22 protein-coding genes and 1 pseudogene are annotated in these 26,991 nt (G+C 65.3%); 6 read left to right on the forward strand and 17 right to left on the reverse strand.

The features are described from left to right. The first annotated feature begins 118 nt into the window (after window positions 1-118). From WJ542_RS18630 to WJ542_RS18640, 3 genes are read left to right on the forward strand one after another with little or no spacing between them, the layout of a single operon-like run. Window positions 119-2,287, forward strand: a complete 2,169-nt coding sequence (locus WJ542_RS18630) for a thiamine pyrophosphate-dependent enzyme (RefSeq protein WP_411190911.1) — start codon at window positions 119-121, stop codon at window positions 2,285-2,287. 17 nt (window positions 2,288-2,304) lie between these two features. After that, the gene (locus tag WJ542_RS18635; protein ID WP_411190912.1) at window positions 2,305-3,801 is read left to right on the forward strand and encodes an indolepyruvate oxidoreductase subunit beta family protein; all 1,497 of its coding nucleotides are present in this window, start codon (window positions 2,305-2,307) and stop codon (window positions 3,799-3,801) included. Window positions 3,802-3,825: 24 nt separating this feature from the next. Beyond that, window positions 3,826-4,260, forward strand: coding sequence for an acyl-CoA thioesterase (locus WJ542_RS18640; protein WP_411190914.1), 435 nt, complete (start codon window positions 3,826-3,828; stop codon window positions 4,258-4,260). 36 nt (window positions 4,261-4,296) lie between these two features. Here WJ542_RS18640 and WJ542_RS18645 read toward each other — a convergent pair whose 3' ends face one another. Then, entirely contained in the window at window positions 4,297-4,746 is a 450-nt protein-coding gene (locus WJ542_RS18645; RefSeq protein WP_411190915.1) for a MarR family winged helix-turn-helix transcriptional regulator, read from the reverse strand. 152 nt (window positions 4,747-4,898) lie between these two features. On the opposite strand from WJ542_RS18645, the gene WJ542_RS18650 reads away from it, so the two are divergent. Then, window positions 4,899-5,678 carry a cyclase family protein gene (locus tag WJ542_RS18650; protein ID WP_411190917.1) on the forward strand — a complete coding sequence of 260 codons (780 nt, stop codon included), beginning with the start codon at window positions 4,899-4,901 and terminating at the stop codon, window positions 5,676-5,678. 36 nt (window positions 5,679-5,714) lie between these two features. On the opposite strand, the pseudogene WJ542_RS18655 reads toward WJ542_RS18650, so the two are convergent. The 6 genes and pseudogenes from WJ542_RS18655 to WJ542_RS18680 form a co-directional block, all read right to left on the reverse strand. Further along, window positions 5,715-5,810 (reverse strand): annotated as a pseudogene (locus WJ542_RS18655) (LysR family transcriptional regulator); the annotation flags it as partial. A 48-nt stretch (window positions 5,811-5,858) separates the two neighbouring features. Further along, a complete protein-coding gene (locus tag WJ542_RS18660) occupies window positions 5,859-6,959 on the reverse strand; it encodes an NAD(P)H-dependent flavin oxidoreductase (protein ID WP_411190919.1) in 1,101 nt (366 codons plus the stop codon). Between the two features lie 34 nt (window positions 6,960-6,993). Further along, window positions 6,994-8,277, reverse strand: coding sequence for an MFS transporter (locus tag WJ542_RS18665; protein ID WP_411190921.1), 1,284 nt, complete (start codon window positions 8,275-8,277; stop codon window positions 6,994-6,996). 187 nt (window positions 8,278-8,464) lie between these two features. Further along, entirely contained in the window at window positions 8,465-9,391 is a 927-nt protein-coding gene (locus tag WJ542_RS18670) for a LysR family transcriptional regulator (protein WP_411190922.1), read from the reverse strand. Between the two features lie 144 nt (window positions 9,392-9,535). Continuing rightward, window positions 9,536-10,954: a cytochrome-c peroxidase gene (locus WJ542_RS18675; protein WP_411190924.1), complete on the reverse strand. Its 1,419-nt coding sequence runs from the start codon at window positions 10,952-10,954 to the stop codon at window positions 9,536-9,538. 133 nt (window positions 10,955-11,087) lie between these two features. Beyond that, entirely contained in the window at window positions 11,088-12,770 is a 1,683-nt protein-coding gene (locus tag WJ542_RS18680; RefSeq protein WP_411190925.1) for a phospholipase C, read from the reverse strand. A 512-nt stretch (window positions 12,771-13,282) separates the two neighbouring features. Between WJ542_RS18680 and WJ542_RS18685 the strand changes: the two genes are divergently transcribed. Continuing rightward, a complete protein-coding gene (locus tag WJ542_RS18685; protein ID WP_411190926.1) occupies window positions 13,283-13,546 on the forward strand; it encodes a hypothetical protein in 264 nt (87 codons plus the stop codon). A 180-nt stretch (window positions 13,547-13,726) separates the two neighbouring features. On the opposite strand, the gene WJ542_RS18690 is transcribed toward WJ542_RS18685, so the two are convergent. Genes WJ542_RS18690 through WJ542_RS18700 form a run of 3 tightly spaced genes read right to left on the reverse strand, consistent with a single transcriptional unit; the run spans window position 13,727 to window position 16,225 of the window. Next, window positions 13,727-14,770, reverse strand: coding sequence for a sugar ABC transporter substrate-binding protein (locus WJ542_RS18690; RefSeq protein ID WP_411190927.1), 1,044 nt, complete (start codon window positions 14,768-14,770; stop codon window positions 13,727-13,729). A gap of 41 nt (window positions 14,771-14,811) precedes the next feature. Further along, window positions 14,812-15,135, reverse strand: coding sequence for a non-heme iron oxygenase ferredoxin subunit (locus tag WJ542_RS18695; RefSeq protein WP_411190928.1), 324 nt, complete (start codon window positions 15,133-15,135; stop codon window positions 14,812-14,814). Window positions 15,136-15,157: 22 nt separating this feature from the next. Next, on the reverse strand, window positions 15,158-16,225 hold the full coding sequence (locus tag WJ542_RS18700) for a fatty acid desaturase (protein ID WP_411190929.1): 1,068 nt from the start codon (window positions 16,223-16,225) through the stop codon (window positions 15,158-15,160). Window positions 16,226-16,475: 250 nt separating this feature from the next. On the opposite strand from WJ542_RS18700, the gene WJ542_RS18705 reads away from it, so the two are divergent. Then, a complete protein-coding gene (locus tag WJ542_RS18705; RefSeq protein WP_411190930.1) occupies window positions 16,476-17,513 on the forward strand; it encodes a LacI family DNA-binding transcriptional regulator in 1,038 nt (345 codons plus the stop codon). A 39-nt stretch (window positions 17,514-17,552) separates the two neighbouring features. Here the strand turns inward: WJ542_RS18705 and WJ542_RS18710 are convergent, their stop codons facing one another. The 7 genes from WJ542_RS18710 to WJ542_RS18740 form a co-directional block, all read right to left on the reverse strand. Then, a complete protein-coding gene (locus tag WJ542_RS18710; RefSeq protein WP_411190931.1) occupies window positions 17,553-19,052 on the reverse strand; it encodes an aldehyde dehydrogenase family protein in 1,500 nt (499 codons plus the stop codon). 41 nt (window positions 19,053-19,093) lie between these two features. Next, complete coding sequence (locus WJ542_RS18715; RefSeq protein ID WP_411190932.1) at window positions 19,094-19,462, reverse strand: cupin domain-containing protein; 369 nt, start codon at window positions 19,460-19,462, stop codon at window positions 19,094-19,096. A gap of 39 nt (window positions 19,463-19,501) precedes the next feature. Beyond that, window positions 19,502-20,803, reverse strand: coding sequence for an NAD(P)/FAD-dependent oxidoreductase (locus tag WJ542_RS18720; RefSeq protein WP_411190933.1), 1,302 nt, complete (start codon window positions 20,801-20,803; stop codon window positions 19,502-19,504). A gap of 740 nt (window positions 20,804-21,543) precedes the next feature. Beyond that, window positions 21,544-22,707: a porin gene (locus tag WJ542_RS18725; RefSeq protein ID WP_462880681.1), complete on the reverse strand. Its 1,164-nt coding sequence runs from the start codon at window positions 22,705-22,707 to the stop codon at window positions 21,544-21,546. Window positions 22,708-22,822: 115 nt separating this feature from the next. Further along, a complete protein-coding gene (locus tag WJ542_RS18730; RefSeq protein ID WP_411190935.1) occupies window positions 22,823-24,271 on the reverse strand; it encodes an APC family permease in 1,449 nt (482 codons plus the stop codon). A 236-nt stretch (window positions 24,272-24,507) separates the two neighbouring features. Then, entirely contained in the window at window positions 24,508-25,617 is a 1,110-nt protein-coding gene (locus WJ542_RS18735; RefSeq protein WP_411190936.1) for a class II histone deacetylase, read from the reverse strand. Window positions 25,618-25,706: 89 nt separating this feature from the next. Beyond that, window positions 25,707-26,894: an MFS transporter gene (locus WJ542_RS18740; RefSeq protein ID WP_411190937.1), complete on the reverse strand. Its 1,188-nt coding sequence runs from the start codon at window positions 26,892-26,894 to the stop codon at window positions 25,707-25,709. Between the last annotated feature and the right edge of the window lie 97 nt (window positions 26,895-26,991).

Here is a 26,991-nt window from a genome sequence, read left to right on the forward strand (position 1 = left end):
TCAGGGACAACTTCAGGGATAACTATGATTTTGGAAATGTTTATATTTAAACTATACTGGCCTCACCCCTGACGAGGCGCCGTCGTGCGCCCCGCGTGTCTCACGAGAAAGGACGAACATGGCTGAGCGGTCGTTTGTCGAGGAAGTGAAGAAGCTGCGCCTCGGCGCTGGCGAGGTATTCAGCGGCGAGGGCATCCTCGCTGTCACGAAGGCGTTGCTCGAATCGGGCGTGGCCTATGTGGCCGGCTACCAGGGCGCGCCGATCTCGCATCTGATGGACGTGCTCGCCGACGCCCGCGACATCCTTGGCGACCACGGCATCCGCTTCGAGAACAGCGCGAGCGAAGCGACGGCGGCTGCCTCGCTGGCCGCGTCCGTCAACTATCCGCTGCGCGGCGCCGTGACGTTCAAGGCGACGGTCGGCACGAACGTCGCCTCGGACGCGCTGGCGAATCTCGCCTCGGGCGGCGTGACCGGCGGCGCGCTCATCATCGTCGGCGAGGACTACGGCGAAGGCTCCTCGATCATGCAGGAGCGCAGCCATGCGTTTGCGATGAAGTCGCAGATCTGGCTGCTCGATCCGCGTCCGAACCTGCCCGCCATCGTGCAGGCTGTGAAGGACGGCTTCGAGCTTTCCGAAGCGAGCCACACGCCCGTGATGTTGCAACTGCGCATTCGTGCCTGCCACGTGCACGGCCAGTTCGTGGCGTCGGACAACCGGCGCTCGACGTTCACGATCCAGGACGCGCTCGAAAATCCGAGCCGCGACGTCAACCGCATCGTGCTGCCGCCGGCCAGCTTTCTGCACGAGCGCGAAAAGATCGAGGAGCGCTGGCCGGCGGCCGTGCAATTCATCGAAGCGCGTGGGCTCAACGAATTCTTCTCTGCGGATGCGAGCGATATCGGCATCGCCGTGCAGGGCGGCAGCTACAACACCGTGCTGCGCGCGCTCGAACGGCTCGGGCTTGCCGACGTCTATGGCGAATCGCAGATTCCGCTCTACGTGATGAACGTGGCCTACCCGCTCGTCGATTCCGAATGGGAGCGCTTCTGCGCGGGCAAGCGCGCGGTGCTGGTGATCGAGGAAGGACAGCCGAACTTCGTCGAGCAGAACGCAAGCGCGATTCTGCGCCAGCGCGGCGTGGAGGCGGCGCTGCACGGCAAGGACGTGCTGCCGCTTGCCGGCGAGTACAACGCCGCAACGGTCATGAAGGGCCTGCGCGCGTTCTTCGAACGCTATGGCGTGCTCGAACCGCAACCCGCGCCACGCAAGATCATTCCGGTGAAGGCCGTTCCGGCCGATGCCGATACGGCGGCGCCTCCCGCTTCGCTCGACGAGACCGTCCACGCCCGTCCGCCCGGCTTCTGTACGGGCTGTCCCGAGCGGCCGATCTTCACGGCCATGAAGCTCGTCGAGCGCGAACTCGGGCCTCACCACGTGAGTGCCGACATCGGCTGCCATCTTTTCTCGATCCTGCCGCCGTTCAACCTCGGTGCGACGACGATGGGCTATGGGCTCGGCAGCGCGAGCGCGGCGGCGCTCAATGCCAGGGCGGAAAAACGCGCCATCTCGGTGATGGGCGACGGCGGCTTCTGGCACAACGGCCTCACGAGCGGCATCGCAAACGCCGTGTTCAACAAGAGCGACAACCTGACCATCGTCGTCGACAACAGCTATACGTCGGCCACGGGCGGCCAGGACATCCTCTCGTCCACGGCGCTCAATCCTGCGCGCAGCACGGGTCATGCGATCGAGCAGGCCGTGCGCGGCGTCGGCGTGGACTGGGTCAGGACAGTGCGGAGAACTTACGACCTGAAGACGATGATGGCCACGCTCAAGGAGGCGTTGACCACGGCGACGCAAGGCCCGAAAGTGCTGATCGCGCAAAGCGAGTGCATGCTGAATAAACAGCGGCGCGAAAAGCCCAGGCAGCGCAAGGCCATCGAATCAGGCGAGCGCGTGGTGCGCGAGCGCTTCGGCGTCGACCCCGATACCTGCACGGGCGATCACTCGTGTATCCGGCTATCCGGCTGCCCTTCCCTCTCGATCAAGCCGAACCCCGACCCGCTGCGCACCGACCCGGTCGCGAGCGTGCTCGACAGTTGTGTCGGCTGCGGGCTGTGCGGCGAGGTTTCGCATGCGGCGGTGTTGTGCCCGTCGTTCTATCGCGCGCAAATCGTGTCCAATCCGACACGAATGGACAAGCTTCGCCAGCGCATGCGCCACGCCGTGATCGGCTGGCTGCAACGCCGTGCCGCGCAGCGCCGCGCGCGCTACGCGTTCTGAACCGGAAGGAAACCGAAATGAAGGCTCAACCCATCAAGATCGCGATCCTCGCCATGGGCGGCGAAGGCGGCGGCGTGCTGGCCGACTGGATCGTCGATCTCGGCGAGCATAACGGCTATTACGCGCAGACCACGTCCGTACCGGGCGTGGCGCAACGTACGGGCGCCACGATCTACTACGTCGAGCTCTTTGCGCGCGAGGCGGGGGAAAGCCGCACGCCGATACTTGCATTGATGCCCACGCCGGGTGACGTCGATGTCGTCATGGCCTCGGAGCTGATGGAAGCGGGCCGCGCCGTGCAGCGCGGGCTCGTGACATCCGGGCGCACCACGCTCGTCGCTTCCACGCACCGTGTCTATTCGATTGCGGAAAAGGCCGCGATGGGCGACGGCCGTGTCGACAGCGAAGCGTTGATCGCCCATGCGGAACAGGCCGCGAAGCGGTTCGTGCGCTTCGACATGGCAGAAGCCGCGCAGGCTTCGGGCAGCGTGATCAGTGCGGTGCTGTTCGGCGCGCTGGCGGGCACGGGCGTCCTGCCGTTCAGCCGCCGCCAGTTCGAAGAGACCATCGAACGGGGTGGCGTGGGCGTGAAGCCGAGCCTGCGCGCCTTCGATCTGGGCCACGGCCGCGTGAACGGGGACGACGCGAACGCGGGGCACGACGCACCTGCGCCGGAACAAGCCGCACCAGCGCCGCGCGATCCCGCGGTCGCGCGCCTTCTCGAACGCGTGCGGCAGGAACTGCCCGCCGAAGTCCAGCCGATTGCGATCGAAGGCGTACGCCGCCTGATCGATTATCAGGACCCCGCCTATGCGGCGTTCTATCTGGACCGCCTGGCGGGTCTGCGGCGCGCGCTGCCTGAGGCGGGCGTCGCGTTGCTGCGCGAAACGGCGCGCCATCTCGCGCTGTGGATGTCGTACGAGGACACGATCCGCGTGGCCGACCTGAAGACGCGCGGCTCGCGCTTCGAGCGCGTGCGTAGCGAGGTGCATACGCAGGCGGATCAACTGCTGGCCATCAACGACTTCATGCATCCGCGCATCGAGGAGATCTGCGAGACGCTGCCCGCGGGTCTCGGCCGCTGGCTCGAAAAGCCGCACTGGATGCATCGCCTCGTGCGCCGCTTTACGCATTCGGGGCGCGTGGTGCAGACGAGTTCGCTGCGTGGCTATTTGCTGCTGTCCTTCGTCGCGAGCCTGCGAGGCATGCGTCGCCGCACGCTGCGCTACGAACTGGAAAACAGGCGTATCGAAGCGTGGCTCGCGCAGATCGTCGAATCCGCGCAGCACAATCCGGCGCTTGCCACCGAAGTCGCACAATGCCAGCGGCTCGTGAAGGGCTACAGCGATACGCACGCGCGCGGCCTGAAGAACTATCAGACCGTCATGACTGCCGTCACGAAGGCCGGCGCACGGCTCGCGCCCGCGACCTTGCGCGAGTTGCGCGACGCCGCCCTCGCCGACGAGCACGGCCACAAGCTGCGCGCGGCGCTTACCCGCCACGCGCTGGCCTGAGCGGCGGGCAAGGACAGCATGAGCATGGAAACCCCAACGTTTCGCCGCAAGCACAAGATCCATTTTTCCGAATGCGACCCGGCCGGGATTGTGTTCTATCCACAGTACTTCGTACTCTTCAACGACCTGATCGAATCGTGGATCGACGAGTTGATGCCGGAGGGTTATCACGGTGTGATCGGCGTGCGCAGTGTCGGCATGCCGACCGTACACCTGGACGTCGATTTCAAGGCCGTCAGCAGGATGGGGGATGAAATGTGGCTCTCGCTCGAAGTCGAGCGCATCGGCAACAAATCGCTTGTGCTTGCGTGGGAATGCCGGGGCGTGGATGGCGTGGTGCGCATGTCGGCAAGGCAGACCATCGTGACGACCTCGCTCGATACCCATCAGGCGATTCCAGTGCCGGACGATCTGCGCGAGGCGATCGAGCGTGCCGTCGTGGCCGCGCGCGCGGTGTGAACGTTCAGTGCAAGGCGGTTGCCGCTGCGTTGCCGCTCAGGCCGGCGGCCGATGCAGTTCGATGAGCAGCCGCAGCGTCGCCTTCAGTTCCTCGGCCTTCTTCTTGCCGAGCGGCGCCAGCACCTGTTCCTCGTGCGCCTTGGCCTGCTCCATCAGCGAGGCAACGAGCTGTTGGCCGCGCGGCGTGATGCGTACGAGCGTCACACGCCGATCGGTGTCGTGCGGGATGCGTTTGACGTAGCCCTGCCCCTCCATGCGGTCGAGCAGCCGCGTCACGGTCGGTTGCTTCGTCACCGAAATCTGCGCGAGGCGACCGATGCTGATCGCCTCGCCATCGGCCAGGGTGCAAAGCACGCGCCAGTCGGAGACTTCGAATCCGCTGGCCTGCACGATGACGTGGAATTCGCCGGAAATGAGCTGGCTGACCTGCGCGAGGAGCGCCGGGGTGTAATCGTCGACAAAGCTGGCTTGAAGAGACTGACTCATAGGTAAGCAGGGCGGCAAGCGAGACGGGTTAACCATGATTATGGATTATTTTAACCCTAAAGATAATTCAGCGATGCCCCGGAAGCGGGGCGCGTTTTGTGGCCACGTGGCGCGTTCGATCGCGTCGACATGACGGTGAAAAGGAGTGCAACATGACGAGCAGTCTGGAACAGCTAACCTTCGATCTGGCGAGCGGCCGTGTGCGCGTCGTCGACCTGACGCAAACGCTTTCGCCCGAATTTCCCGCGCTGCAACTGCCGCCGCAATTCGGCCAGGTCTGGGCGTTCAGGATGGAAACAATCAGCCAGTACGACGAACAGGGACCTGGCTGGTACTGGAATAACTTCTCGTGCGGCGAGCACACCGGTACGCACTTCGACGCACCCGTGCACTGGGTCACCGGCAAAGACCACGCGCAGAACTCGGTCGATACGATCGACGCGAAGAACTTCATCGCGCCCGCGATCGTGCTCGACGCGAGCGCCGAAGTCGCCGCGAATCCCGACTGGCTGCTGACCGTCGCGTTTCTCGAGGCATGGGAAGCGAAGCACGGCCGTATCCCGGCCGGCGCGTGGGTGCTCCTGCGTTCGGACTGGTCGAAGCGCACCGACCCCGCCGAATTCCTCAACCTGCACGAAGATGGCGCACACACGCCCGGCCCCACGCAGGAAGCCGTGGAATGGCTGATCCACGAGCGCAAGGTGCATGGTTTCGGCGTGGAGACCATCAATACCGATGCGGGACAGTCGTATGCATGGCCGACGCCGTATCCGTGCCACACGCTGATGCACGGTTCGAACCGTTATGGTTTGCAGTGCTTGAAGAATCTCGATCAACTGCCGCCGACGGGGACCGTTATCGTTTCGGCGCCGTTGAAGATTCAGGCGGGCTCGGGCAGCCCGCTGCGGGTGCTCGCGCTGGTTCAGCAGTAAGCACCCGGTGTATCCGGCGGGGAGGCGAACCGGCATTCGCACGAAGAGCCGCACGCCAAGACGCTCTTCGGGCCGCGCCACCGACCGGCTCACCGCGGCGGGCGTGACGCTCGCCGCGGTGGCCGCCAGCGTGTGTATCGAATGAATGGTGAGCGCGGAAGCGGTTGCCGTTGCGACGCGTCAGACGTGAACATCCCGCATCTGCTTCAAACACGCGCGCATCTCGTGCTCCAGTTGCGCAAAGAGTTCCGCCGCCGGCAGCGCACGCGCCAGCGCGGCTGCCTGTCCCGCCCATTGTGCGCCATAGCCGTACTCTCCCCTGGCCTTCGCGGCCGCATGGAGCGCCTTGCCGGCGTCGTAGGCGATGGGATAGGCGGGCGAGTTCGGCGCGCGCGGATCGTCGCCGAGTTCCGTGAAGCGGTTCACCATGCTGCGCGCGACGCGTCCCGAGATGGCCTTCGTGAACGTCGTGCGTTGCGCGGCCGCGCTGAGCAGCGTGCGGCGGTAGCCTTCGTCGATCGAGGTTTCGGTCGACGCGACGAACGCGGTCCCGAGTTGCGCGGCTTGCGCGCCCAGTGCGAGCGCCGCGACGATGCCCGCGCCGTCCATGATGCCGCCGGCCGCGATCACGGGCACGCGCAGAGCGCGAACCAGCAGGCGCGTGAGCGCGAAGGTGCCGAGGCGGTCGTCCGCGGCGTCCGGATCGAATACGCCGCGGTGGCCGCCCGCTTCGATGCCTTGCGCCACGACCGCATCCACGCCGGCAGCCTCGGCCTGGCGCGCTTCGTCCAGATTCGTCGCGGCGGCGAACAGTTTGATGCCGGCGCGCCGGAGTTCCGCGATCGTCTCCGCCGCCGGGAGCCCGAAGTGGAAACTGACGACAGCCGGCCGCTCTTCCACGAGCATGGCCTGCATGTCGCGGTCCACGAGGAAGCTCGTGTAGATTTCGCCGAGCGCAGCCGGCGGGGTTGCGCCGAACTGCGCGAACGCGGGCGCGAGCCACTCGCGCCATGCCTGCTCGACCGCCGCGTCGGCGTGCGCCGGCTCATGGCAGAACACATTGATGTTGAACGGCTTGTCCGTGAGCGCGCGCGTGGCGCGAATGGTCTTGCGCGCGCTTTCGGCGTTCATCGCGCCGACACCGAGCGAGCCGAGACCGCCCGCGTTGGAGACGGCGGCAGCCAGTTCGGGCGTGGTCACGCCCGCCATCGGCGCCTGGATGATCGGTTTCGCGATGCCCAGTATGTTCAGCAACGTGCCGTTGCCGGATACATGACTCATTTCCTCTCTCCGCAAAACAAAAGGCCCGATTCATTCAACGTCCGCGCGCCCAGTGCGCGAGTGCGGCGCAGGTGGCCAGCAGCGCCGCCGTTACGTAAAACACCGAGTGCAGCCCGAGGTGCACGCCTATCACGCCGCCCACCAGCGGCCCGAACACCTGGCCGCTGAATTGCGCGGACTGCAGATAGCCGAGCATCTGCCCGGTCGCGCGTTCGTCCACCGACTGCCGCGCGAGCTTGCCGATGGAAGGCAGCAGACCGGCGAGCGACATGCCCATCGCCACGCGCAGCGCGGCCAGTTGCCACCAGTGCGTGACCCAGGCCTGAGGCACCATGGCGAGCGCGGTCGCCAGCAGGCACCCGATGATGACATTCCAGCTACCGATGCGGTCGGCCAGCGCCCCGAGCCGCGACGCCGTCAGCATGCTCCCGAGCGCCGAGCACGCCATGACGAGCCCGGCGGTGCGCGCCAGATGCCCGGCGTTCACGCCAAGGCCGCCGATATAGACCGTGATGATCGGCTCGATCGACATATTGGCGAGCAGTACCATCATGGCGGTCACGAGGATCGCGGCCACGGCGGCGCGGCGCGTGGCGCGATGCGCGGCGTGCTGCGACCCGGCGCTCGCCCCGCCCGCGCGGGCCCGTCCGTCGCGGCCCGGATGAAAGTCCTCGCGCACCACGGCCATCGTCAGCAGCGCGGCCAGGGCGATCACGGCGCCGCCCGCAAAGAACGTTCCACGTATGCCGATCCACCCCGGCAACAAACCGCCGATGAGCGGCCCGACGAGATTGCCCGCGAGCGCTCCTGTCGAGAGGATGCCGAGCGCCCAGCCGGCGCGCTCGCGCGGCGCCTGGGTGCCGATCATGACGGTCGAGGCGGAGGCGTAGCCGCCCACGAGCCCGGCGACGAGCCGCAGGCCGACGAGTTCGTACACGTTGTGCGCGAGTCCGATTAGCGACATCACGATCGCCATGCCGATGGCCGCGCGCACGAGCATGGGCTTGCGGCCGAAGCGGTCCGCGAGGCGCCCCCAGACCGGCGCCGTGACGGCCGTGCCGAGAAAGGTCGCGCTGAACGCGACGCCCGACCACTGGATCACCGCCGACTGCGAGCTCACGCCAAGCTGCCTCACGTACAGCGGCAGGAACGGCAGCAGCATGCTGAGGCTGACCAATGTGGTAAACGAGCCGAATACGCAAACGGCCAGATTGCGGCGCCAGTAATTCGCGTTGCGCTCGACATAACTGGAGACGGCAGCGGAAACGGCAGTGGAAGCCGAAGCCGCGCCCGGCGTGGAGGAAGCAAGCTGATTCATCGCGCGCTCCCCGTGCCGTGCCGGTCTTGAGCGGGGGATGCGGGGGAATTCGGTGCTGTGGACTGCATCTCGCCTTTCCATGCAAAAAGCACCGCGAGGGCGCTCGTCGTCGATGAAAGCGAGTCTAGATTGATGCGCCAATAGAGAGAATCACCGACGTACGGAAGTCATTCTTCCGTAGCTCGATTCAATCGCGGTCCGTGATGCGTTGCAGCCGGGCGAAGTGCGCGCGCAGGCGCGGCGTCGCGAAATCGACGAACGCGCGCACCTTCGGCACCGAGAGCCGCCCCTGCGGGGTCAGCAGATGGATCGGCAGCGGCGCGTGCTCGGCGTCGCGCAACACGATCTTCAGCGCGCCGGACCTGACATGCTCGGCCACGTGGTAGGAAAAGACCCGCGTGAGGCCGTGACCGGCCAGCGCCGACGCTACCGCGCCACGAATCGTATTGACGGTCAGGCGCGGCGCGAACTGGACCACCTGCGGGATGGCGGCTTTGCCGGCGGTGGGAAAACTCCACGAGTCGAGCCCGAAGTGCGTCATGGAGATGATGGGGTGCCCGGCGAGATCGGCGGGATCCCGGATGGCGGGATGCGCCGCCAGATAGTCCGGCGAAGCCACCACCACGCGCCGCACCTCGCCGATGGGGACCGCCACGAGCGTCGAGTCGGCGAGATGCGCGAAACGCAGCGCCACGTCGACGCCCTCGTCGATCAGGCTGACCGGACGGTCGAGCAGTTGCAGACGCGCCGATACCTCGGGGTGACGGTCGATGAACTCGTCCAGCAGCGGGCGCAGCACGTCCTCGCCGGCGGCGACCGGCCCCGTCAGCGTGAGCAGTCCGCGCGGCGCCGAGCGTTCGTCGGCAACCAGCATGTCGGCTTCTTCGAGGTCCGCGAGAATGCGCCGGCAGGCCAGCGCGTAGCGCTCCCCTGCCTCGCTCAGCTTGAGCGTGCGCGTGGTGCGGTACAGCAAGGGCGTGCCGGTATGGGCTTCGAGGAACGCAATGGCGCGGCTCACCGCGGCGGGCGAACGGCCGAGCCGGCGTCCCGCGCCCGCGAGGCTGTTTTCGTCGAGGGCGGCGATGAAAACCTTCATCGCGTCGATTCGATCCATGGCGCGTGGTGGCAGTCGGGCAGAGCAAAAACGGGGCTGCTGCAGTCTACCGTATGGCGCGGGAGAGCCGCTGCGACGCGGGCAGCGGCGGGCGCGCAGGCGCCCGTGACGCGCGGGTGGCGCGGTGCGCGCCACCCTGCCGGCTTACTTCGTCGTTACCGGATCGTCGTTGAGCGTCTTGAGGAACGCGATGATGTCGCGGATATCGTCGCTCGTCATGGCCGGCGTGTCGCCGAACTTGCGGTCGAACGGCGCGTCGGTCACGTCCACGTTCTTCTGCAGCGCCAGCGGGATATCGTCGTACTGCTCGACCTTGCCGTCGGCGCCGCGCGGATAGAACTTGCCCGGGTCCGTGTTGCGCTCGTTGTAGAACGCCATCACGTGATCGAGGTCGTGATAGACGCCGTTATGGAAGAACACCGTTCGCGTGGCCGAATTGCGCAGCGTCGGCGTGAGGAACATTCCGCAGTACTGGGTCTGGTCCTTCAGATCCTGGCGGAACGGCCCGCACACGCCGAGATCGAAGAACTTCGGGTCCTGGTTCTGCGCAAGCTTGCGGTTGCGCGGCACGCCGAGCGCTTCGTACTGGTAGTCCGTGAACATCGGCGGCAGGCCGTCCTTGCCCGGTTTGGAGAGGTGGCAGCCCGCGCAGTTGGCCTTGTTCGGATCGTTGAAGAGGCGCAGCCCGCGCAGTTCGGCCTGGGTCAGGCGCGCGTGGCCTTCGAGCCAGCGATCGTACTTGCTGTTGTACGGGTGGAACGACGGGTCTTCCACCTGGTAGCGCGAAATCGCGAACATCGCCTCGGACACGGCCAGCCGCTTGTCGCTGAAGATGCGCGGACCGAAGAGCTCGGTGAAGCGCTTCGCGTACGGCAACTGCTCGAGCTTGGCGGCCACGGTGTCCACGTTCGGGTTCGCCATCTCCACGGGATTGAGCAGCGGGCCATACGCCTGCTGCTGCAGCGTGTCGACGCGGCCGTCCCAGAACAGGCCGCCCTGGGGCACCATCTCGACGGAGGTCGAAGGACCGCCTGCCGTCTTCTGCGACTTGACCACGTCGGCCGACGAGGCGGCGACCTGCGCGACCGTGGGGGCGTCGTCGTTTTCGCCGGCATCCGGGCCGATGCTGAAATTGGGCTGACGATACAGATACATGAGCGACGGCGGCGGGCGATAGCCCTCCTGCTTCATCGCGAGACCGCCCTCCTGCACGTCGAGGCCGTTCGGCGGCCCGTACGAGTGCTCGGGGCTGTGGCACGAAGCACACGACTGCTGGCCCGAGGCCGAGAGCGACTTGTCGTAGAAGAGCTGCTTGCCCAGCAGCGCCATGGCCGAAAGCGGCGCCACGGGCGGACGCTGCAGCACGACCGGATGCGCATTCGCGCCGGTGAGATTTTCGACGATCTGGCCGACGGAGTCGGGCACGTCGGCCGGACGGGCCAGCGCGAACGCGCCGAAGCCGAGCGCGGCGACGACGACGGCAATGGCCAGCCGCAAGGCGATGCGCGCGCCCGACGGCGCGGCTGAGGAAGCGGGAGAAGACGACGCGGAAAGCTCAGTCATGGTGCAATCTTCGGGTGCCAGGTGATAGATGCAAAAAGCCGTGCGGCTGGCGCACGGCATGGGTTCCGGCACTGAGCCGGTCCGTACCCGCCGTCCGCGGCGCGTCATCGACGCTCGCGGACGGCGGTGCCGGTCAGGTGGACGACGGCGGCGTGGCGACCTGGGTGCCCTGATTCGGGTCGATGTACAACACCGGGTTGAGGCCGGTGCTGTTGAAATTGAACAGCGCGCGCATGTCGCCTGCCGTGGCGTCGAACGAACCGCCGCCAAGACGCGCGCTGCCCAGCCAGTTGTCTTCGATGAAGCGCGTTACCGAAGCCTGGTTGATGAGCGTGTGATCCACGTAATTAGGCTTTGCCCACGGCGAGATCACGAGGAACGGGATGCGCGTGCCCGGGCCGCAGCGGCCGTTGACCGGCGAACCGGAGACGCCCGTCGGCGGCGTGCCGGTACCGCACACGCCGTTGCCGTTGAGCTGGTCGACTGCGTTCATCGACGACGTGACGGGCGTCACGAACTGGTGGTCGTACCAGCCGTCCGAATCGTCATAGGTCACGACGACCGCCGTGTTTTTCCAGTCGGGCTGCTGCATCAGGAAGTTCACGACCTTCGTCACGAAGAGCTGCTCGTCGAGCGGGTCCGAGTAGCCCGCGTGCGCGTCCTGGGCTGCCGGCGCCTTCAGGAAGCTGACCGACGGGTAGTTGCCCGCCTGCACGGCCGCGAAGAAGTCGTCCGTGTCGTACTGGTGGTTCGCCGGCTCCGGCGTCTTGCCGTCGCTCTCGAGGCTGGAGCCGATCGCGGCCATCGAACTCGGGCGCGTATGCTGCGGATTCGAGGTCGACTGGAAGTACTGGAACCAGTTGTGGTGCGGCACGTAGTCGGCCGTCGCGGCGTTGACCGCCGTGGCGATCGTGCTGCGCTTGCAGCCCGTCGTGCCATTGCTGTTCACGGTCTGCAGGTTGAACCCGCCCATGAAGCCGCCCCACGTGACGCTCTTCGCGTTGAGCAGGTCGCCGACGTTCTTGGCGTTGATCATGATCTGGTCGGTCGTGCTCGAGCACATGTCGTAGCCCGGATCCGCGTCGCCAATCTCGGTCAGGCCGCCTGCGCCGTCCTCGATGTAGTACGAGGACTTCGCGAGCGTCGAAGGCTGCGCCGTCGTCTTGACGATCTGCATGCCGTTGGTCTGGCCCGAGACCACTTCGAGGGCGCCCGGCGTCGACGGACCGTAGGCGGCCGTCCATGCGTTGTCGCTCATCGCGAAGTGCTGCGCGTAGTTCCAGAGCGCCGTGACGGTGTTGCCGTCGAAGTAGCCCATCACCTGGCCCGTCGTGCCGAACGCGCCCGCGCCGCCTGCCGTGCCGCTACCCGTGTACTTCGGGAACAGGTCCATGGCGCCGTTGTTATAGGCCTGCTGCTCGGGCGTATAGGCGTGGTTCTGGTCCGACGTGGCCGCCTGCGTGCGGTCGAGGCGGAACGGATTGGCCTGGCCCGGCGCGTTGGCGGCGTTCGTGAAGTTCGGGTTCGACGTGAGCAGCGAGCCCGAAAGACCGTTGGGGGTCGGCGTGCCCGCTGCGGACGTGAATGCCGGCTCGCCTGACGGATTCGTGGCGGTCGGGTACGTGGCGAAGTAGTGATCGAACGAGACGTTCTCGTTGTAGATCACGACGAGATGCTTGATCGGGGTAGCGGTCGCCAAGGCGTCCTGCGCCGACACGGCCGTTGAGGGGCTGCTGGAGTTCGAGCTGCTGCCGCAAGCGAAGAGCGTGGCCAGAAGGCCAACGCACGGCACAGCCAGTAAAGCACGGTGTTTCATATTAACGGGCTCCATCGATTGTTCGAATTGCTTTCTTAGAGTCCTGTACTACGCGACGAAAACGCGTAAGTCCCATCCATCGCGCCAGCCAGTATTTGTGAGTGCGCCAGACATCAGAGCGAGCGCATTACACCACTGCAACGTGACTACACGGCGACCGTTTAATTTCCTTTTCCTTTCTTTTTATTTCCATTCTGTAATAAATGGGGCCTTCCCCTGTTGCACTCCGGCGCGCGCGAGCTATAACGGAAGGACGATGCGGATGTTCTCTGCGCGCCCCGCTTTCCCCTCTCCTTGCGACGCGCCGCATCGTGGCGCCCCCTTTGCGCGGGCGCGCAGGCCCTTGAAGCTGTTGGCTAACACGTTCGGCAGCCGCGCCGGCCGGCCGGCATCCCGACTTTTCTTTCGAATGCGCGAGGCACCGTGGCGTGTGTCCCGCGTGCGCCGTCCGGCATCGCCGCAAGCGCGCGACGCGCCCCTTTGAGCGGGTGCGTGAAAGAAGGAGTGTTGAAATGAAGACCCGATTGGCGTTGATGGCCGCCTGCGTCGCGGCCGCGACCGGCGGCATGCCCGGCACCGTGCATGCCAGGCCCCCCACCCCCGCGCAGCAGCAGGCGCATCAAAGCATGCTCAACGACGCGGACGCTTCGGCCCAGTCCGGCACCGACATGTCGTATGGCGGCGTGCCCGATACGAGCGGTCAGTCCGGCGCCCGCCTTCGCACGGGCAAGATGTGCTGGCCCCGTTCGCAGTGCGAAGCACCTTCCGGCCAGTGAGCGTCGACTTCCGTAGCCGGCAGTCGCGCAGGCATGGACTGGCGGCCGCCGCCTTCGCATAACGCGAAAAACCGCAAAAATACGATATGGGCCGCCGGCCCATATCGCCCACCAAAGCCGCGGTGGCAAACACCGGCGGGTGGAGTCGCCGGCGCGTACTTCATGCTCTGCCGCTTGCGCTCAGCGGTATTGCCCGGCAAGCGCCGACACCTGCTGGATGTTCTGCGGCGTGATGAAACCCGGACCCGAAGCGATATTGCGCGCCTCATAAACGGGCTTGAGGCCATAGTCCTTGAGCCGTTGCTGGAACTTCGGATCCTTTTCTAGCTCCGCGCGCGCCGCTTCCACATTGGTGTTCTTGTTCCGATGCATGATCGCGAGTATCGCTATCGGAATGTAGCCCTGCAGATAGGGCTGCTGATCGGTACAGAACTTGATCGTGCCATCCTTGATGGCTGCGGCCACGTCGGGGTCGATATCGAAGGTGGCAAACCAGATCTTGCCGGCGAGCCCGAGGCTCTTCACCGCGCGAATGGTGGGGTCGGCCGAGGTGGGGCCGAGCGTGAGCACGGCCTGCGTGTCCGGATGATTGCGCAGATACGCGCTCACCTTCGACTCGATGCCCGTGGGGTCGGTACCGGAATCGAGCACGGAGGTCTTCATGTCGGCGCCGATGGCGTCGGCGAAACCGCGGCAGCGCTCGAACGAGAGCGGATTCGTCGCGTAGTGGTTCACGCACAGGAAGGTCTTCACGCCGTCGGCCTTCGCGCGCAGGCCCGCCGCCTTGCCCGCGAGATATTCGGGCTGTCCCACGTGCATCAGCGCGCCCAGCTCTTCGCTTTGTTGCTCCGTGCCCGTATTGGCGGTGATGAACGGGATGTTCTTCGCCTTCAGGCGCCCGAGCGAACCCTTGAGAAGATCGTAGTCGGCGATGGTCGTGACCACGCCGTCATAGTTTCTCGCAGCCGCCTGGTTCACGAGCTGCACCATGTCCGCAATGTCGCCATTAGGCGGATTGCGATAGTCGGTCTGCACGTTGAAGTCCTCGTCGGCCTGCTTGATGCCGTTCTTCACCGTATTCCACCACGCGTCCGAATCGGGCGCGTGCGAGATGAAATCGAAGTGCGCGACGGGCTCTGCGCGCGCGCCCGGGCTCAGGCCCAACGCGAGGACGGCCGCCGCGAACGGCACCACGCGCAACATTCTGCTGAACGTGAAACTCATGATTGTCTCCTTGGGTATGTCGTTATCGTCTTCGGGTGGAATTAATCGGTTGCCAGGCCGATGAAGATCCTGCCGTCCTCCACCTTCACCGGATGCGTCGCGAGATTGACGCAGACGGGCGCACCCTTCGCGGCGCCGGTAGGGATATGAAAACGTCCCATATGCATGGGACACTCGATGATTTCGCCGAAAACAAGGCCTTCGGCGAGGCGCGCCGTTTCGTGCGTGCACACGCCGGCCGTCGCGTAGAAGCCCGTGGGCGTGTGATAGACCGCATAGAGTTCGCCGTCGCGGTCGAACTCGATCACGTCTTCTTCTTCGAGGTCGTCGCTCGCGCAGACCTCGTGCCATTGCAGGATGTTCATGGTGGGTGTCTCCTTCGGGGTATCAGCGCACTTCGGCCGCAAATCCGGCAGCCTCGGACGGGCTTTGTGCAACGGGCGCCGTCTTGCCCGGCACCTGCGGCGTGACCATGTAGTCGGGGTCGCGGCGTTGCATGCGGAACACGTGCAGGATTTCGCTCCAGGCGCTGGCGAGCCCGTCATAAGCCGGCGGCAGGTCGTTCTCGATTGCGCGGCGCAGCTTCGGCAACGCGTGGAACGGCACGTTGGGGAACATGTGGTGCTCCACGTGATAGTTCATGTTCCAGTACAGGAACTGCAGCACCGGATTGAGACGGATCGTGCGCGTGGAAACGCGGTGATCGAGTTCGTTCTCGCGCAGCCCCGTGTGCTGCGTGATGGCCAGCAGTTCGTGCAGCCATGCACCGTACGAGCGCGGCAGCAGAAGAAACACGACCGGCAGCCAGCTTTGCGCGGCGATGGCCGAAGCCCCCACGCCCACGTAAAGCACCAGCATCACGCGTGAATTACGGCACATTGCGCGGTATTCGACTGGCGGCACGACGGCCTTGGCGCTCTTCGAAACGATGCCGAGGCTGTGCAGCACGATGTTGCCCACATGATGGATGCCGTGAGAGAGGCGCAGAAAGTCGGTAGCGAGCTTCAGATAGTTCGGCGGACGCTTGACCGCGATTTCCGCGTCGGCCGGCACGGTGGCCGTGAGGTGGGTATAGGTGTGATGCTGCGCGTGCGACCAGCGGCTGTAGATCTGCTCGCGCCACGTCATGAAGCAGATGATCCAGTGCACCGACTCGTTGAGCCACTCGCTGCGAAACGGCGTGCGATGGCGCAACTCGTGCTCCATCGCTTCGGCGAACGCGAAGATCGTGCCGTAGAGCAGGAGCGCCGGGAGGCACCAGAGCGTGCCGAGCGCGAACCAGCCGAGCCCCCCCGTGATGGCGACGAGCGCCATAAACCCGCCGAAGTACGCGAGCGCAACGTGGTCGTTGCGGCGCGTGAGCTCCTTGAGCGTCTTGCGCTCGAGCCGGCATTTGTACCAGTCGTCCATCGTGATCGGTTGCGAGCGACCCGGCTGGGCGGAAGTGACAGACATGGGAGCGTCTCCGGTGCAAGGGCTTGAGTGCATGTTCGGGAGGGCCGGCCTGCGGCGTTCGGCCTCGCCTTTGAGGCATATTAAAGTCTCTAAATGAGCAATCGTCAAAAGACTAAATGCCTCATTTAGAGCTATAAAGGGTAAATACCTGGCTCTAAGCCCAGTGAAATCACGAAACGCATGCCGAAATCGGCGCATTAGTCTCAAATTGAGGCAAAATGGCGGGAAACGCGCTCGATCAGGAATCGCAATGAAAGGCCGCCCCACCCTCAAGCAGCTCATGGAAGTCACCCAGCTCAGCCGGGCGACCATCGACCGCGTGCTCAACGAGCGTCCCGGCGTGCATCCGCGCACGCGCAGCGCCGTGGAGGCCGCTCTGCGGGGGCTGGAAACGGGCACGGCGTTGGCCGCGCCAGGCAAGGCGCCCCTGGCCGGTGCGCAAACGCCCTATCGCGCGCGCTTCGTGCTCCAGGCAGGCGATGCCTTCACGGCGGAACTCATGCGCACCGCCGATGACCTCGCCCCCGTACTCGCGCAAAGCGGCGTGATGCTCGATATCGTCGACTGCGTGGGCGCGTCCGACGAAACCGTCGCGCAACGCGTGCGCGAGGCGGCAAGCGAGGCCGACGGCATCGGCGTCATCTGCACGAACACGCCGACGATCACGGCGGCGCTGCGCGAGTGCATGGCGGCGGGTAAAGGAGTGGTGACGATGATCACGGATGTGGATGCCGATGCGCGCCACATCTACGTGGGTGTCAACAATCGCGCGGCGGGACAGGCGGCGGCCTTTCTGATCGGCCGGCATCTGGAAACACGGCCCTCGCCTTCGGTGGCCGTGGTGGTGGCAACGTTCTCGTATACCTGTCACGAAGACCGCGAGATCGGCTTTCGTTCGCTGTTGCGCCAGCGCTTTCCGGGCGTTAACGTGGTCGAGGTCATCAAGGGCGCGGATTCGGGCGCGGCGACCTATGAAGCCACGCGCCGCTGCATGGAAATGCATGGCGCGCTGGACGGCATCTACAACGTCGCGGGGGGCAACGAAGGGCTCGCTCAGGCGTTGCGGGAGCGCTCGCTCGCGGGCAAGACGCTCTACGTGACGCACGAGGTCAATCGCGTGACCGAGCCCCTGCTGCGCGCGGACGTGATCGACTATCTGCTCTCGCAGGACTTGCGCCTTCTGATCGGCACCGCGGTGGAGCATCTACGCGGCGCGGCGCAGGGCAGCGCCGCGGCGAGCCAGGCGCTGCTTCCCATTGAAACCTGGTCGCGTTATTCGCTGTCCTGATCAGCCGCGTGCGGTTCCGCACGCAAGCTGGTGCACGGCTCAGTGCGCAATGCAGACGGATTTCGTCTCGGTGAAGCTTTCCACCGCGCCCTTGCCGAATTCGCGTCCGATGCCCGACTGCTTCATGCCGCCGAACGGCATGCTCGGGTCGAGCGGCACATGGGAGTTCACCCACACCGTACCCGCATCGATCTCGCGCACCAGTTTCATGGCGGCCCGCAGATCGTTCGTCCACAGGCTTGCCGCGAGACCGTACTGGGAGTCGTTGGCGAGCCGCAGCGCTTCCTCGGGCTCGTCGAACGGCACGAGCGCGAGTACGGGTCCGAACACCTCGTCGCGAATGATTGCCGCATCCGGCGGGACATCGGCGATCACGGCCGGCCGCACGTAGTAGCCCGGACCCTCCACGGTCGCGCCGCCGGCCATGAACTTGAGCCCGGCCTCTTTGGCGACGGCGATATGACGCTCGACACGTTCGCGATGCCCCGCCGAAACGAGCGGATTGATCTGCGCCTCGGGATCGATCCCCGGGCCGATCTTCATCGACCGGGCCACGTCGGCGAGCGCTTCGGCAATCGTGCGGTACTGGCTGCGGTGCACGTAAATGCGCGAGGCCGCCGCGCAAACCTGCCCCTGGTTCAGAAAGCCGCCGGCCAGCATACCCTGCACAGCCGTATCGACGTCGACGTCGGCCAGCATGATGGCCGGATTCTTGCCGCCCAGTTCGAGCGAGAAGCGCGTGAGGTTCTGCAGCGCGGCCGCGCCAACGAGCTTGCCGGTGGGCGTCGAGCCCGTGAACGAGATCTTCGCGACGCCGGGATGCGACGCCAGCGCCGCGCCGCTCTCGCGCCCGCCCGTGACCACGTTGAACACGCCGGCGGGAATGCCGGCCTCGATGGCCAGCTCGGCGAGGCGCAAGGCCGTAAGCGGGGTTTCGGGCGACGGCTTGATGACGACCGTGCAACCCGCGGCGAGCGCCGGCACGAGCTTCCATACCGCGATCATCAGCGGAAAATTCCACGGCACGATGCCCGCCACCACGCCCACCGGCTCCTTGCGCGTGAATGCCGTGTATTGCGCGCCCGGCGGAAACGGAATCGACACGTCCAGCGTCTCGCCGTGAATCTTGGTGGCCCAGCCCGCCATGTAGCGCACGTATTCGACCGTCGCCCCGACTTCGATCGCTCTCGCGATGTTGATCGATTTGCCCTGATTCAGGGTCTCGAGCTGCGCGAGTTCCTCGCCGTGCGCCTCGATCACGTCGGCGAGGCGCAGAAGAATGCGTTCCCGGTCGGCCGGGCGCAGACCGCTCCAGCGGCGTTCGACAAAGGCCTCGTGGGCGCTGGCGACCGCGCGGTCGACGTCTGCGCCGTCCGCGTCGGGCACGCGCGCGATCGCCTCGCCGGTCGCCGGATTGAATACGTCGATCCAGCGGCCCGACTGTGCCGGCTGCGAACTGCCGTTGATGAAAAGACCGAAGTCCCGGTCAAGGAATCGCTCGATGGCCGCACGGGCCGCTTCCGTGGCGTTGCTCGTCATGTCAGTGCTCGCATCATGTGGGTCTGGGCCCGGGTTTCGGTTCAGGCGACGGCCAGGTAGTGCTTCACGAAGCCGTCCGAGATCACTTCCCAGACGGTCGACGTGCCCTTCGTCACAAACCACGAATCGCCGGCCTTGAAGGTGCGGGTTTCACCCGTCGATTCGTCGGTAATGCGCAGTTCGCCCTCGACCACGGTCGCCTGTTCGGAGAACGGGTACACGAGCCGGAACTTGCCCCGCGTCGTCCCGAAGTAGCCCGCCGAAACGGGGTCGGTCGGCGCGCCGTAGGTCATCTTGCCGAACACGGCCACCTCGTCGCCTTCGAGGATCTGCGCCCCGAGGTCGCTCAGCTTGCCCCACGGTTCGAGTTCCGCCATCTTGATGCCGCGCTGGATCGTGGTAAGACTCATGTTTTAGTATTCCTCTTCAATGAAAAGATCTGGCCGCGCTCAGCGCCGGCCGTGCCAGTAGCCCGAAGTCTGGTGCATGACCTTGCCGAGCGTGACCAGCAACGCGCGATATTGGTCCTTGCCGCGGATCGTCGCTCGCGGAATCGCGCTCACGAGGCGGTAACGTTCCGAGCCGCCCAGAATGCCCTCGGAGAGAATCTTGCAGATGATCTGGCTGGGTGTGACGCCGAAGCCCGAATAGCCCTGCACGAAAAACGCATTCGGCCGGTCCGGCAGCGTGCCGATCTGCGGAAACAGGTTCAGCGTCGTGGCCATCGGACCGCCCCACGCCAGATCGATCTGGACGTCCTTGAGGTAGGGGAACACCTCCAGCATCAGGCGCCGGTTCCATTCCTTCAGGTCGCACGGAATATGCTCGACGAGCGACGTGGACGAGCCGAACAGCAACCGGTTCTCGTTCGTCACGCGGTAGTAGTTGATAACGGGCCGGATGTCGCTATACGCGCCGCGAATCGGACTGATGCGCTCGATGAGCTCGTCGCTCAACGGCTCGGTCATGGAGTTGAACGCATAGACGTTGATCGTGCTTCTGTGCAGTTCCGGTTCGAGGCCGTTGATGAAGCCGTCGCAGGCCCAGACGATCTTCTTTGCCTTGACGCTGCCCTTCGCGGTGCGCACCTGCACCGTATTACCGTAATGGATCTGAAGCGCCGGGCTGTATTCGAAGATGCGCACGCCGTAGATTTCCGAAACCGCTTTGGCCTCGCCAAGCAGCAGATTCAGCGAATGCACGTGACCGCCGCCCATATGCAGCAGGCCGGCGTGATAGACGTCCGAACCGATGATCTGCTTGACGTCGGAGCCTTCGACGTAGCGGATTTCATGCGGACTGCCGAGCGACTTGAATTCCTTTTCCCAGTTCCGCAGCGTCTTTGCCTGGCGCGCGTTATAGGCGAGGTAGCCGTAGCCGCTGCAGAAATCCGCGTCGATGTTGTATCGCTCGATGCGCTCGCGCATGATCTGCGGACCGAGATCGCTCAGCGCGAAGATCGTGCGCAGCCCTTCTTCGCCCACGTCGTGCTTGATCGCGTCGAGGTCGTGGCCGATCCCCGCCATCACCTGCCCGCCATTGCGCCCGGTACCGCCAAAGCCCAGATAGCGCGCCTCCAGCACCACCGTGTTGGTCACGCCGTTTTCGGCCAGTTCGAGCGCCGTGTGGATGCCGGAAAATCCGCCGCCGATAATCACCACGTCGGCTTCGAGATCCGCTTCCAGCGACGGGAAGCTCAGGTCGTACTTTTTGGTAGCCGTGTAGTAAGTCGCTGTTTCGTCGATGTGCATCGTGTTTTCTGCAAGCGCGTTTCGGCGCTGAAGTCCGTGTTCCTGCTCACTCTAAGTGCCCCGAGGCGTGATCGTCAGCACAGATCGGCAATGTATCGCCGACCTCGGGAAAATACGGAGTTGCCTGTAGGCAGGCGGTTGATTTGCGGTTCTTGTTGCTTTGGCCTTTCCTTGTGTTCGTGGTGGTGTGCCAGGGTTGCCCCTGTGCGGGGCGGCACCTACTTTCTTTGCCGCGGCAAAGAAAGTAGGCAAAGAAAGCCGCTCACCCCGCTAATGCCAGCCACCATTCACCCCGCACCACAATAGCCAGTGGCTCCGGAGCGTCTGTCACCCCGCACCCTCCACATTAGTGACAAAGGGCTCATTCTTCCTGCTGCGCGCTACGCGCGCCGCAGACAGGTCTGCAAGGGAAACCGGCCTTGCTGCGGAGCATTTCGGTGTACGTACCGCTGGTTTAAGTTATGCCCTTCGGCGCGCGCAGCGCCGCCGGAAGGATGAGCGCCTTGTCACTCCGGCTAACGGTCAGTGATGGCAGACGCCCCGGAACCACTACCAGGGTGGGCGAGTGGCGGACGGCGTCACACTGGCGGGGTGAGCGGCTTTCTTTGCCTACTTTCTTTGCCGCGGCAAAGAAAGTAGGTGCCGCCCCGCACAGGGGCAACCCTGGCACACCACCACGAAAACAAGGAAAGGCCAAAGCAGCAAGCCCCCCTCACGAATCAAAATTCCAAAACACTCATCTAAAAATTAACCCGCACTCCGGCCAGAACGGCCAACTGTCGATCGGAATTGCTATTGGCGAGATTAGGAATCTGCGCATAGTTCACGCTCGCGCCGGTGGCCGGATCGATACCAAGCCCCGCGCCTGAAGATTTCTGCGCGAAGGCGAGCAAATACAGCGCCGTTCGCTTCGAAATCGCGTAATTCGTGCCAAGGTTGATCTGGTGAAAGCGCGTGGAGCTTGCGCCGCTCACCTTCGCGTCGTTGAAGATGTACGCCGCGCCGAGCGTCCATGCGTTCGTCAGGTTGTAGACAACATTCAGTTCGGCAATGTCGAAAGAGACGTCCGCGCCGCCGGGATTCGCCCCGCTCGCGAAATACTGGCTGTTTTCGAGGCGCGTATGCGTATAGACAACGGCGACCGTGGCCTTGTCGATCGCGACCGAGCCGCCCAGTCCCCATGCCTTCAGCGACGAGGCGTTCTGCAACTGGCAATATTGGGCATCGGCATTCGCGCACGAGAAGTCGCCGATATAGTCGCTCGCCCCGCCAAGCGCGGCATCGAGCGGCTGATTCAGGGAAAGGTAGCCCGCGCTCAGCGAAAACGGTCCGTGGTTGTAGGCGGCCGCGAGCGCATAGCCGCGCTTCGCGGCGAAATCGCCGGCCTGGCCGCCGAAGCTGAACGTGCCGCCAAACGTGAACCCGCCGAAATTCTCGCTCGTGAACTTGAGCGCGTTGTTGAAATTGAAGGCTTCGTTCAGGTTGTCGACGTCGCCGAAGTGAGAGCCGTACAGCGTCGCCCAGTTGTTGCTCGACGCATAGACGCCGAGAAAGTCCGAATACGAATCGTATTGCCGCCCTGCCGTCAGCGTGCCGAAGCGCGCATCTTCCAGCCCCACCCACGCCTGCCGGTTGAAGAGCGATCCGCTTTGCAGCATCGCCCCCGTGCCCGTGAGGAACTGGTTTTCGAGGTCGAAGCTGGCCTTGACGCCTCCGCCAAGATCTTCGCTTCCCATCAGGCCCCAGCGCGACGGAACGAGGTTGCCGCCGCTCATCTGCACGGCATGGCCGCTGCTGACCGAACCGTTCGCGTTGGTCGCCTGCTGGCTCGTGGAATAGATCACGCCGGCGTCGACGGTGCCATAGAGCGTTACGCTGCTTTGCGCATGAGCGCCCGTCGACATTCCAATGAAAAGGAGTACTAATGCCTTACCCGTCGGATTGTGTTTTATTGTCATGTGAAGTTCGATGGAGGGTGAGTGGATACCGCCCGGGCCAAGCTCCGGGCGGTCAGCGGAATCAGAGCTTCGAGCTGCCGAGCTGCGCGAAGGCGCGCGGATTGCGCCGCTTGAGACGGACTGCCGCGATCACGCCGATCACGGCGAACACGGGCAGCAGCGCGGTCAGTGCGTAGGAAAGCCCGGCGCCCGCCCCGGTGAGCAAGGGGAAGTTCACGATGGCCAGCACCAGCACGACCACCAGCGCGATGCCCGAGAGGGCCGGCAGCACCTTGACGCGAAAGGCGCTCTCTTCCGCCGCGGGCAGCCTGCCGAAGAACGCCATCACGGCAGCCGACGACAACGCCATCAGCGCGATGATGCAAAGCGTCGCCACGTTGGTGAGCCACGAGAACAGCGTCAGCACCGGGTCCGCTTTCGCGACGATGAACACGAGCACGACCGCCGCGGCCAGCACTGTCTGCACCACCGATCCCGCGTGCGGGCTGCTGTGCACGGGGTGCGTGCGGCCCAGGCGGCCCGGCAGCAGTCCTTCGCGGCCTGTGGCGTAGAAGTAGCGCGAGGCGGAGTTGTGGAAGGCGAGCAGCCCAGCGTACACGCTCGTGATGAAGAGCACGCTCATGGCGTCGGTCAGCGTGGCGTTCGCGTAGTGGTCCGACAGCGTGTAGAGAAAGGTCGTCGGGTCGGAAAGCGCGGTGAGCGTCTTCACCACCTCGGCGCTGCCCGCGCCGACGATCATGCACCAGACCGAAAACGCGTAGAAGCCGCCGATCAGCAGCACGGAAATGTAGGTGGCGAGCGGCACCGTACGCTTCGGGTCTTTCGCTTCCTCGCTATAGATCGTCGTGGCCTCGAAACCGATGAAGCTCGCGAAGCAGAACAGGAAACCGATCGCCGGCGCACCGCCGAGGAACACGTGCGGCGTGAAGGAAACGGTGTCGACGCCATGCGCGCCGCCGGCCTTCAGAATCGCGACATCGAGGATCAGCACGACGACGTATTCGCCCAGCACGAGCAGCGAAAGCACTTTTGCCGAAAGATCGATCTGGCGATAACCGAGCACGGCGATGCTCGCCATTGCCACGAACGAGCAGGCCCACCACGGCGCCTGCATGCCGAAATGCATGCTGAGAAAGCCGGCCGTCACGGCGCCGAACATGCCGTAAAGACCGATCTGCATCGTGTTGTAGCCGAGCAGCGCCAGCAGCGCCGCGGCGCCCCCGGCCGTACCGCCAAGCCCCCGCGCGGTGAACGCATAGAAGCCGCCCGCATTCGTGATATGCCGCGACATGGCCGTATAGCCCGCCGCGAACATCAGCAGGATCGCCACCGTGGCGATCAGCAGCGCCGGTGTTCCCGCGCCGTTGCCAAGCATGATGCCGATCGGAAATCCGCCCGCAATCGCGACGAGCGGACCGGCCGCGGAAATCACGAAAAAGACGATGAAGCCCAGACCCAATGCGCCTTTGCGCAATTCGGTCGAGGGCGATGAGTCTACCGCTGCGTTCATGTGATCTCTCTCCATTGAGCCGTTCTCGTATTCGTTCTGGCAGTCGCAGGCGCGCACGGGGCCCGCGCTCCACAACGTACCAACCGTGGAACGCAATGTAGGAGGTCAAAAATGTAAAGCGGCAGCACAAATCGGCAACCCTGCAGCCGTGACGTGCGGCTTCAGGGTTTGTACCGAGGGGCCGGACGTGCGCAACGGCACGTCGGCAGGGTGGGAACGGGCAGGCGGTGCCGTCTCTAGTAACCGAACGCCTGCGCCATCTCGTCGATCAATTGACGCTGGAACGCCGCGAAACGCGGGCTCGGTTGCTGCGCGATCGCGAGATCGAGCATCGGGTCTTCGACTTTCGTGCGCACGTCGGCGAGCGTTTCGACGATGGCGTGGCCGCAGAACGGCACATACGCCTCGGAATAGCCGCCCTCGTGGACGATCGCCAGACGGCCTTTGCAATGGCGCTCGGCGGCGTCGCGCACGAGCTGCGTCATCGCACGATAGCTCTCGCTGTGCAACAGCATGCGCGCGAGCGGATCCACCGCACTCGCATCGAGCCCGCTGGCGACCACGATCAACTCGGGGCGAAAGCGTTCGAGCGCGGGCAGCACGATGCGCTCGAAGGCATACAGATAGGCGTCGTGACCGCCGCCCGGCAGCAGCGGGATATTGACGTTGGCCCCCTCGCCGCGCCCGGCTCCGCGTTCGTCCGCGCCGCTATAGCCGGGCGGAAAGCAGTTCTCCTGGTGCAGCGAGATCGTCAGCGTGTTGGGGTCGTCGTAATAGATCGACTGCGTGCCGTTGCCGTGATGCACGTCCCAGTCGATCACCGCCACGCGCCCGACGCCGTGCTTCGCACGCGCCGCTTCGATCGCGACGGGAATATTGGCGAACAGGCAGAAGCCCATCGGCTTGTCGCGCAGGCAGTGATGGCCCGGCGGCCGCGACAGCGAGAAGGCATTGGCCGCCTGCCCCGAGAGCACCGTATCGACGGCGCCCAGCGCGAGACCGGCCGAAAGCGCCGCGATTTCATAGCTGCCCTTGCCGAACGGTGCGAGATCGCCGAGGTCGCCGCCGTTCTCGTCGCTCAGCGCCTTGAAGCGGGCGAGGTAGTCGCGCGGATGAATCCGCAGCAGATCCTCTTCGGCCGCCGCGGGCGCGCCGCGCAGGTCGAGCGACGCCGCGAGTCCCGACGTCTGCACCAGCGCCAGCAGGCGCCGCTTCGATTCGGGCGACTCGGCGTAGCCGCTCGCCGAAGGCGGCTGCACCCAGCCGCCTACCGGAAAGAACAGTGCGTGGGTGCCGCCCGTGTGCCAGAAGGTCCGCTCGTCGGTGAAAAATGCTGTCTTGCTCATGAAGGTCTCTTGCTCGTGGTTCACAATCGGTCGAAGGTGGCAGCGACGCCGGTGTCATCGGGCGCGCGCGGAAGGTGGGGAGCCGGGCGTCAGTTGCGCTCCACGTGCAGCAGGCACAGGCAGGAAAGCACGCAGATCGCGACCGCCCCCGCGAACAGCGCGGCGAGCGACGCGCCCGCATCGAGCAACAGGCCGGCGATCAGCGGGCCCGCCGCGAGCCCTGCGCCGATCACGAAATTCAGCGAAGCGATGAGCCGGCCCGAGCCGTCGTGCTTCGCCGCGGCGGCGAGGATGAACGGCAGCACGAAGGTCCACGCGAATTTGAAGGCGAACACCGCCCCGCAGTAACCGGCCGTGCCGGGATGCATCGCGAGCCCCGCGAGCGAGACCGCAAGAATCGCGTAGCCCGCGAGCAGCATGGCGAGCCGCGCCAGCCGCCCGCCGATGAGCGAGGCGCACGCCGCGCCGACGATGCCCATCACGCTCGCAATGGCGAGCACCTCGCCGGTGCGCGCCGCGTCGAAACCAGCCAGCGCCGCCGCCTTGCTCGCGAACGTCCATACGCCGCCAATCGCCACGTAGAACGCGAACACACCGCCGATCACGAACGCGGCGTTCACCGCCGCGCCGGCCGTGACGGAGGTCTGCGAGGCATGATTGTTCGCGGGCGCATGCGATGCGCAGCCAAGCGCCGGATCGAAGCCGCGCACGAGCGGCGCGGCGCACAGGCCGAGCGCGCCGAGGGCGAAGTACAGCACGCGCAGGCCGAAGTTCGCGAACAGCGCCGGCAGCACGAAGAGCCCGATAGCGCCCGCCACCAGTTGCCCGACCACCCACAGGCCGTAGACGCGATCGCGGTTCGTGCTCGTGGCGGCGCTCGTCATGCAGAGCACCATGAGCGTGCCGCCGCCGAGCGCGGTGATCGTGCGCAGGACGAGCAGCCCCGCGAAACCCGGCATCAGCAGCGCCGTCGCGAAGTTGCCGGCGCAGAACACGACGATGGCGCAGGCCGCGACGCGGCGGGCGTCGACGCGCCCGAGCCACAGCAGCGAAGGCAGCGTCGCACTGCTGAACGCGCCGAGCTCGACGAAAAAGTAAGTGCCGATCTGCGAGGCGGATAGCCCGAGCTGCGTGCCGAGTTGCGCTGCGACGGCCGGGGCGACCAGCAAGAGGAGCGGCGTGATGGCCGCGAAAACCACGAGCGAAAGCAGCGTCGAGGCGGAAAAATCGCGCGGCGCGAGATCGGCCGGGGCGAAGGACGGTGAGAGATTCTTCATGGCGGTCGAGTCCGGCTCCATGGGGTTGTTTCGGTCTGCGCACAGTGTCCGTAGCGGGAAAAAGGGTGAACAGACGTTCAAGTGGACGTTGCGGAAA

This window comes from Paraburkholderia yinzeri (genome assembly GCF_046581065.1).
Classification (GTDB): domain Bacteria; phylum Pseudomonadota; class Gammaproteobacteria; order Burkholderiales; family Burkholderiaceae; genus Paraburkholderia.

Coding starts and splice junctions, on each gene's coding strand:
- WJ542_RS18645 (WP_411190915.1), bottom strand. CDS start 4,746: ATGAGTCAGTCTCTTCAAGCCAGCTTTGTCGACGATTACACCCCGGCG.
- WJ542_RS18695 (WP_411190928.1), bottom strand. CDS start 15,135: ATGAACATCCTGCAATGGCACGAGGTCTGCGCGAGCGACGACCTCGAA.
- WJ542_RS18720 (WP_411190933.1), bottom strand. CDS start 20,803: ATGCACATCGACGAAACAGCGACTTACTACACGGCTACCAAAAAGTAC.
- WJ542_RS18690 (WP_411190927.1), bottom strand. CDS start 14,770: ATGAGTTTCACGTTCAGCAGAATGTTGCGCGTGGTGCCGTTCGCGGCG.
- WJ542_RS18740 (WP_411190937.1), bottom strand. CDS start 26,894: ATGAAGAATCTCTCACCGTCCTTCGCCCCGGCCGATCTCGCGCCGCGC.
- WJ542_RS18640 (WP_411190914.1), top strand. CDS start 3,826: ATGGAAACCCCAACGTTTCGCCGCAAGCACAAGATCCATTTTTCCGAA.
- WJ542_RS18650 (WP_411190917.1), top strand. CDS start 4,899: ATGACGAGCAGTCTGGAACAGCTAACCTTCGATCTGGCGAGCGGCCGT.
- WJ542_RS18735 (WP_411190936.1), bottom strand. CDS start 25,617: ATGAGCAAGACAGCATTTTTCACCGACGAGCGGACCTTCTGGCACACG.
- WJ542_RS18675 (WP_411190924.1), bottom strand. CDS start 10,954: ATGACTGAGCTTTCCGCGTCGTCTTCTCCCGCTTCCTCAGCCGCGCCG.
- WJ542_RS18725 (WP_462880681.1), bottom strand. CDS start 22,707: ATGTCGACGGGCGCTCATGCGCAAAGCAGCGTAACGCTCTATGGCACC.
- WJ542_RS18660 (WP_411190919.1), bottom strand. CDS start 6,959: ATGAGTCATGTATCCGGCAACGGCACGTTGCTGAACATACTGGGCATC.
- WJ542_RS18705 (WP_411190930.1), top strand. CDS start 16,476: ATGAAAGGCCGCCCCACCCTCAAGCAGCTCATGGAAGTCACCCAGCTC.
- WJ542_RS18670 (WP_411190922.1), bottom strand. CDS start 9,391: ATGGATCGAATCGACGCGATGAAGGTTTTCATCGCCGCCCTCGACGAA.
- WJ542_RS18680 (WP_411190925.1), bottom strand. CDS start 12,770: ATGAAACACCGTGCTTTACTGGCTGTGCCGTGCGTTGGCCTTCTGGCC.
- WJ542_RS18715 (WP_411190932.1), bottom strand. CDS start 19,462: ATGAGTCTTACCACGATCCAGCGCGGCATCAAGATGGCGGAACTCGAA.
- WJ542_RS18685 (WP_411190926.1), top strand. CDS start 13,283: ATGAAGACCCGATTGGCGTTGATGGCCGCCTGCGTCGCGGCCGCGACC.
- WJ542_RS18635 (WP_411190912.1), top strand. CDS start 2,305: ATGAAGGCTCAACCCATCAAGATCGCGATCCTCGCCATGGGCGGCGAA.
- WJ542_RS18665 (WP_411190921.1), bottom strand. CDS start 8,277: ATGAATCAGCTTGCTTCCTCCACGCCGGGCGCGGCTTCGGCTTCCACT.
- WJ542_RS18630 (WP_411190911.1), top strand. CDS start 119: ATGGCTGAGCGGTCGTTTGTCGAGGAAGTGAAGAAGCTGCGCCTCGGC.
- WJ542_RS18730 (WP_411190935.1), bottom strand. CDS start 24,271: ATGAACGCAGCGGTAGACTCATCGCCCTCGACCGAATTGCGCAAAGGC.
- WJ542_RS18710 (WP_411190931.1), bottom strand. CDS start 19,052: ATGACGAGCAACGCCACGGAAGCGGCCCGTGCGGCCATCGAGCGATTC.
- WJ542_RS18700 (WP_411190929.1), bottom strand. CDS start 16,225: ATGTCTGTCACTTCCGCCCAGCCGGGTCGCTCGCAACCGATCACGATG.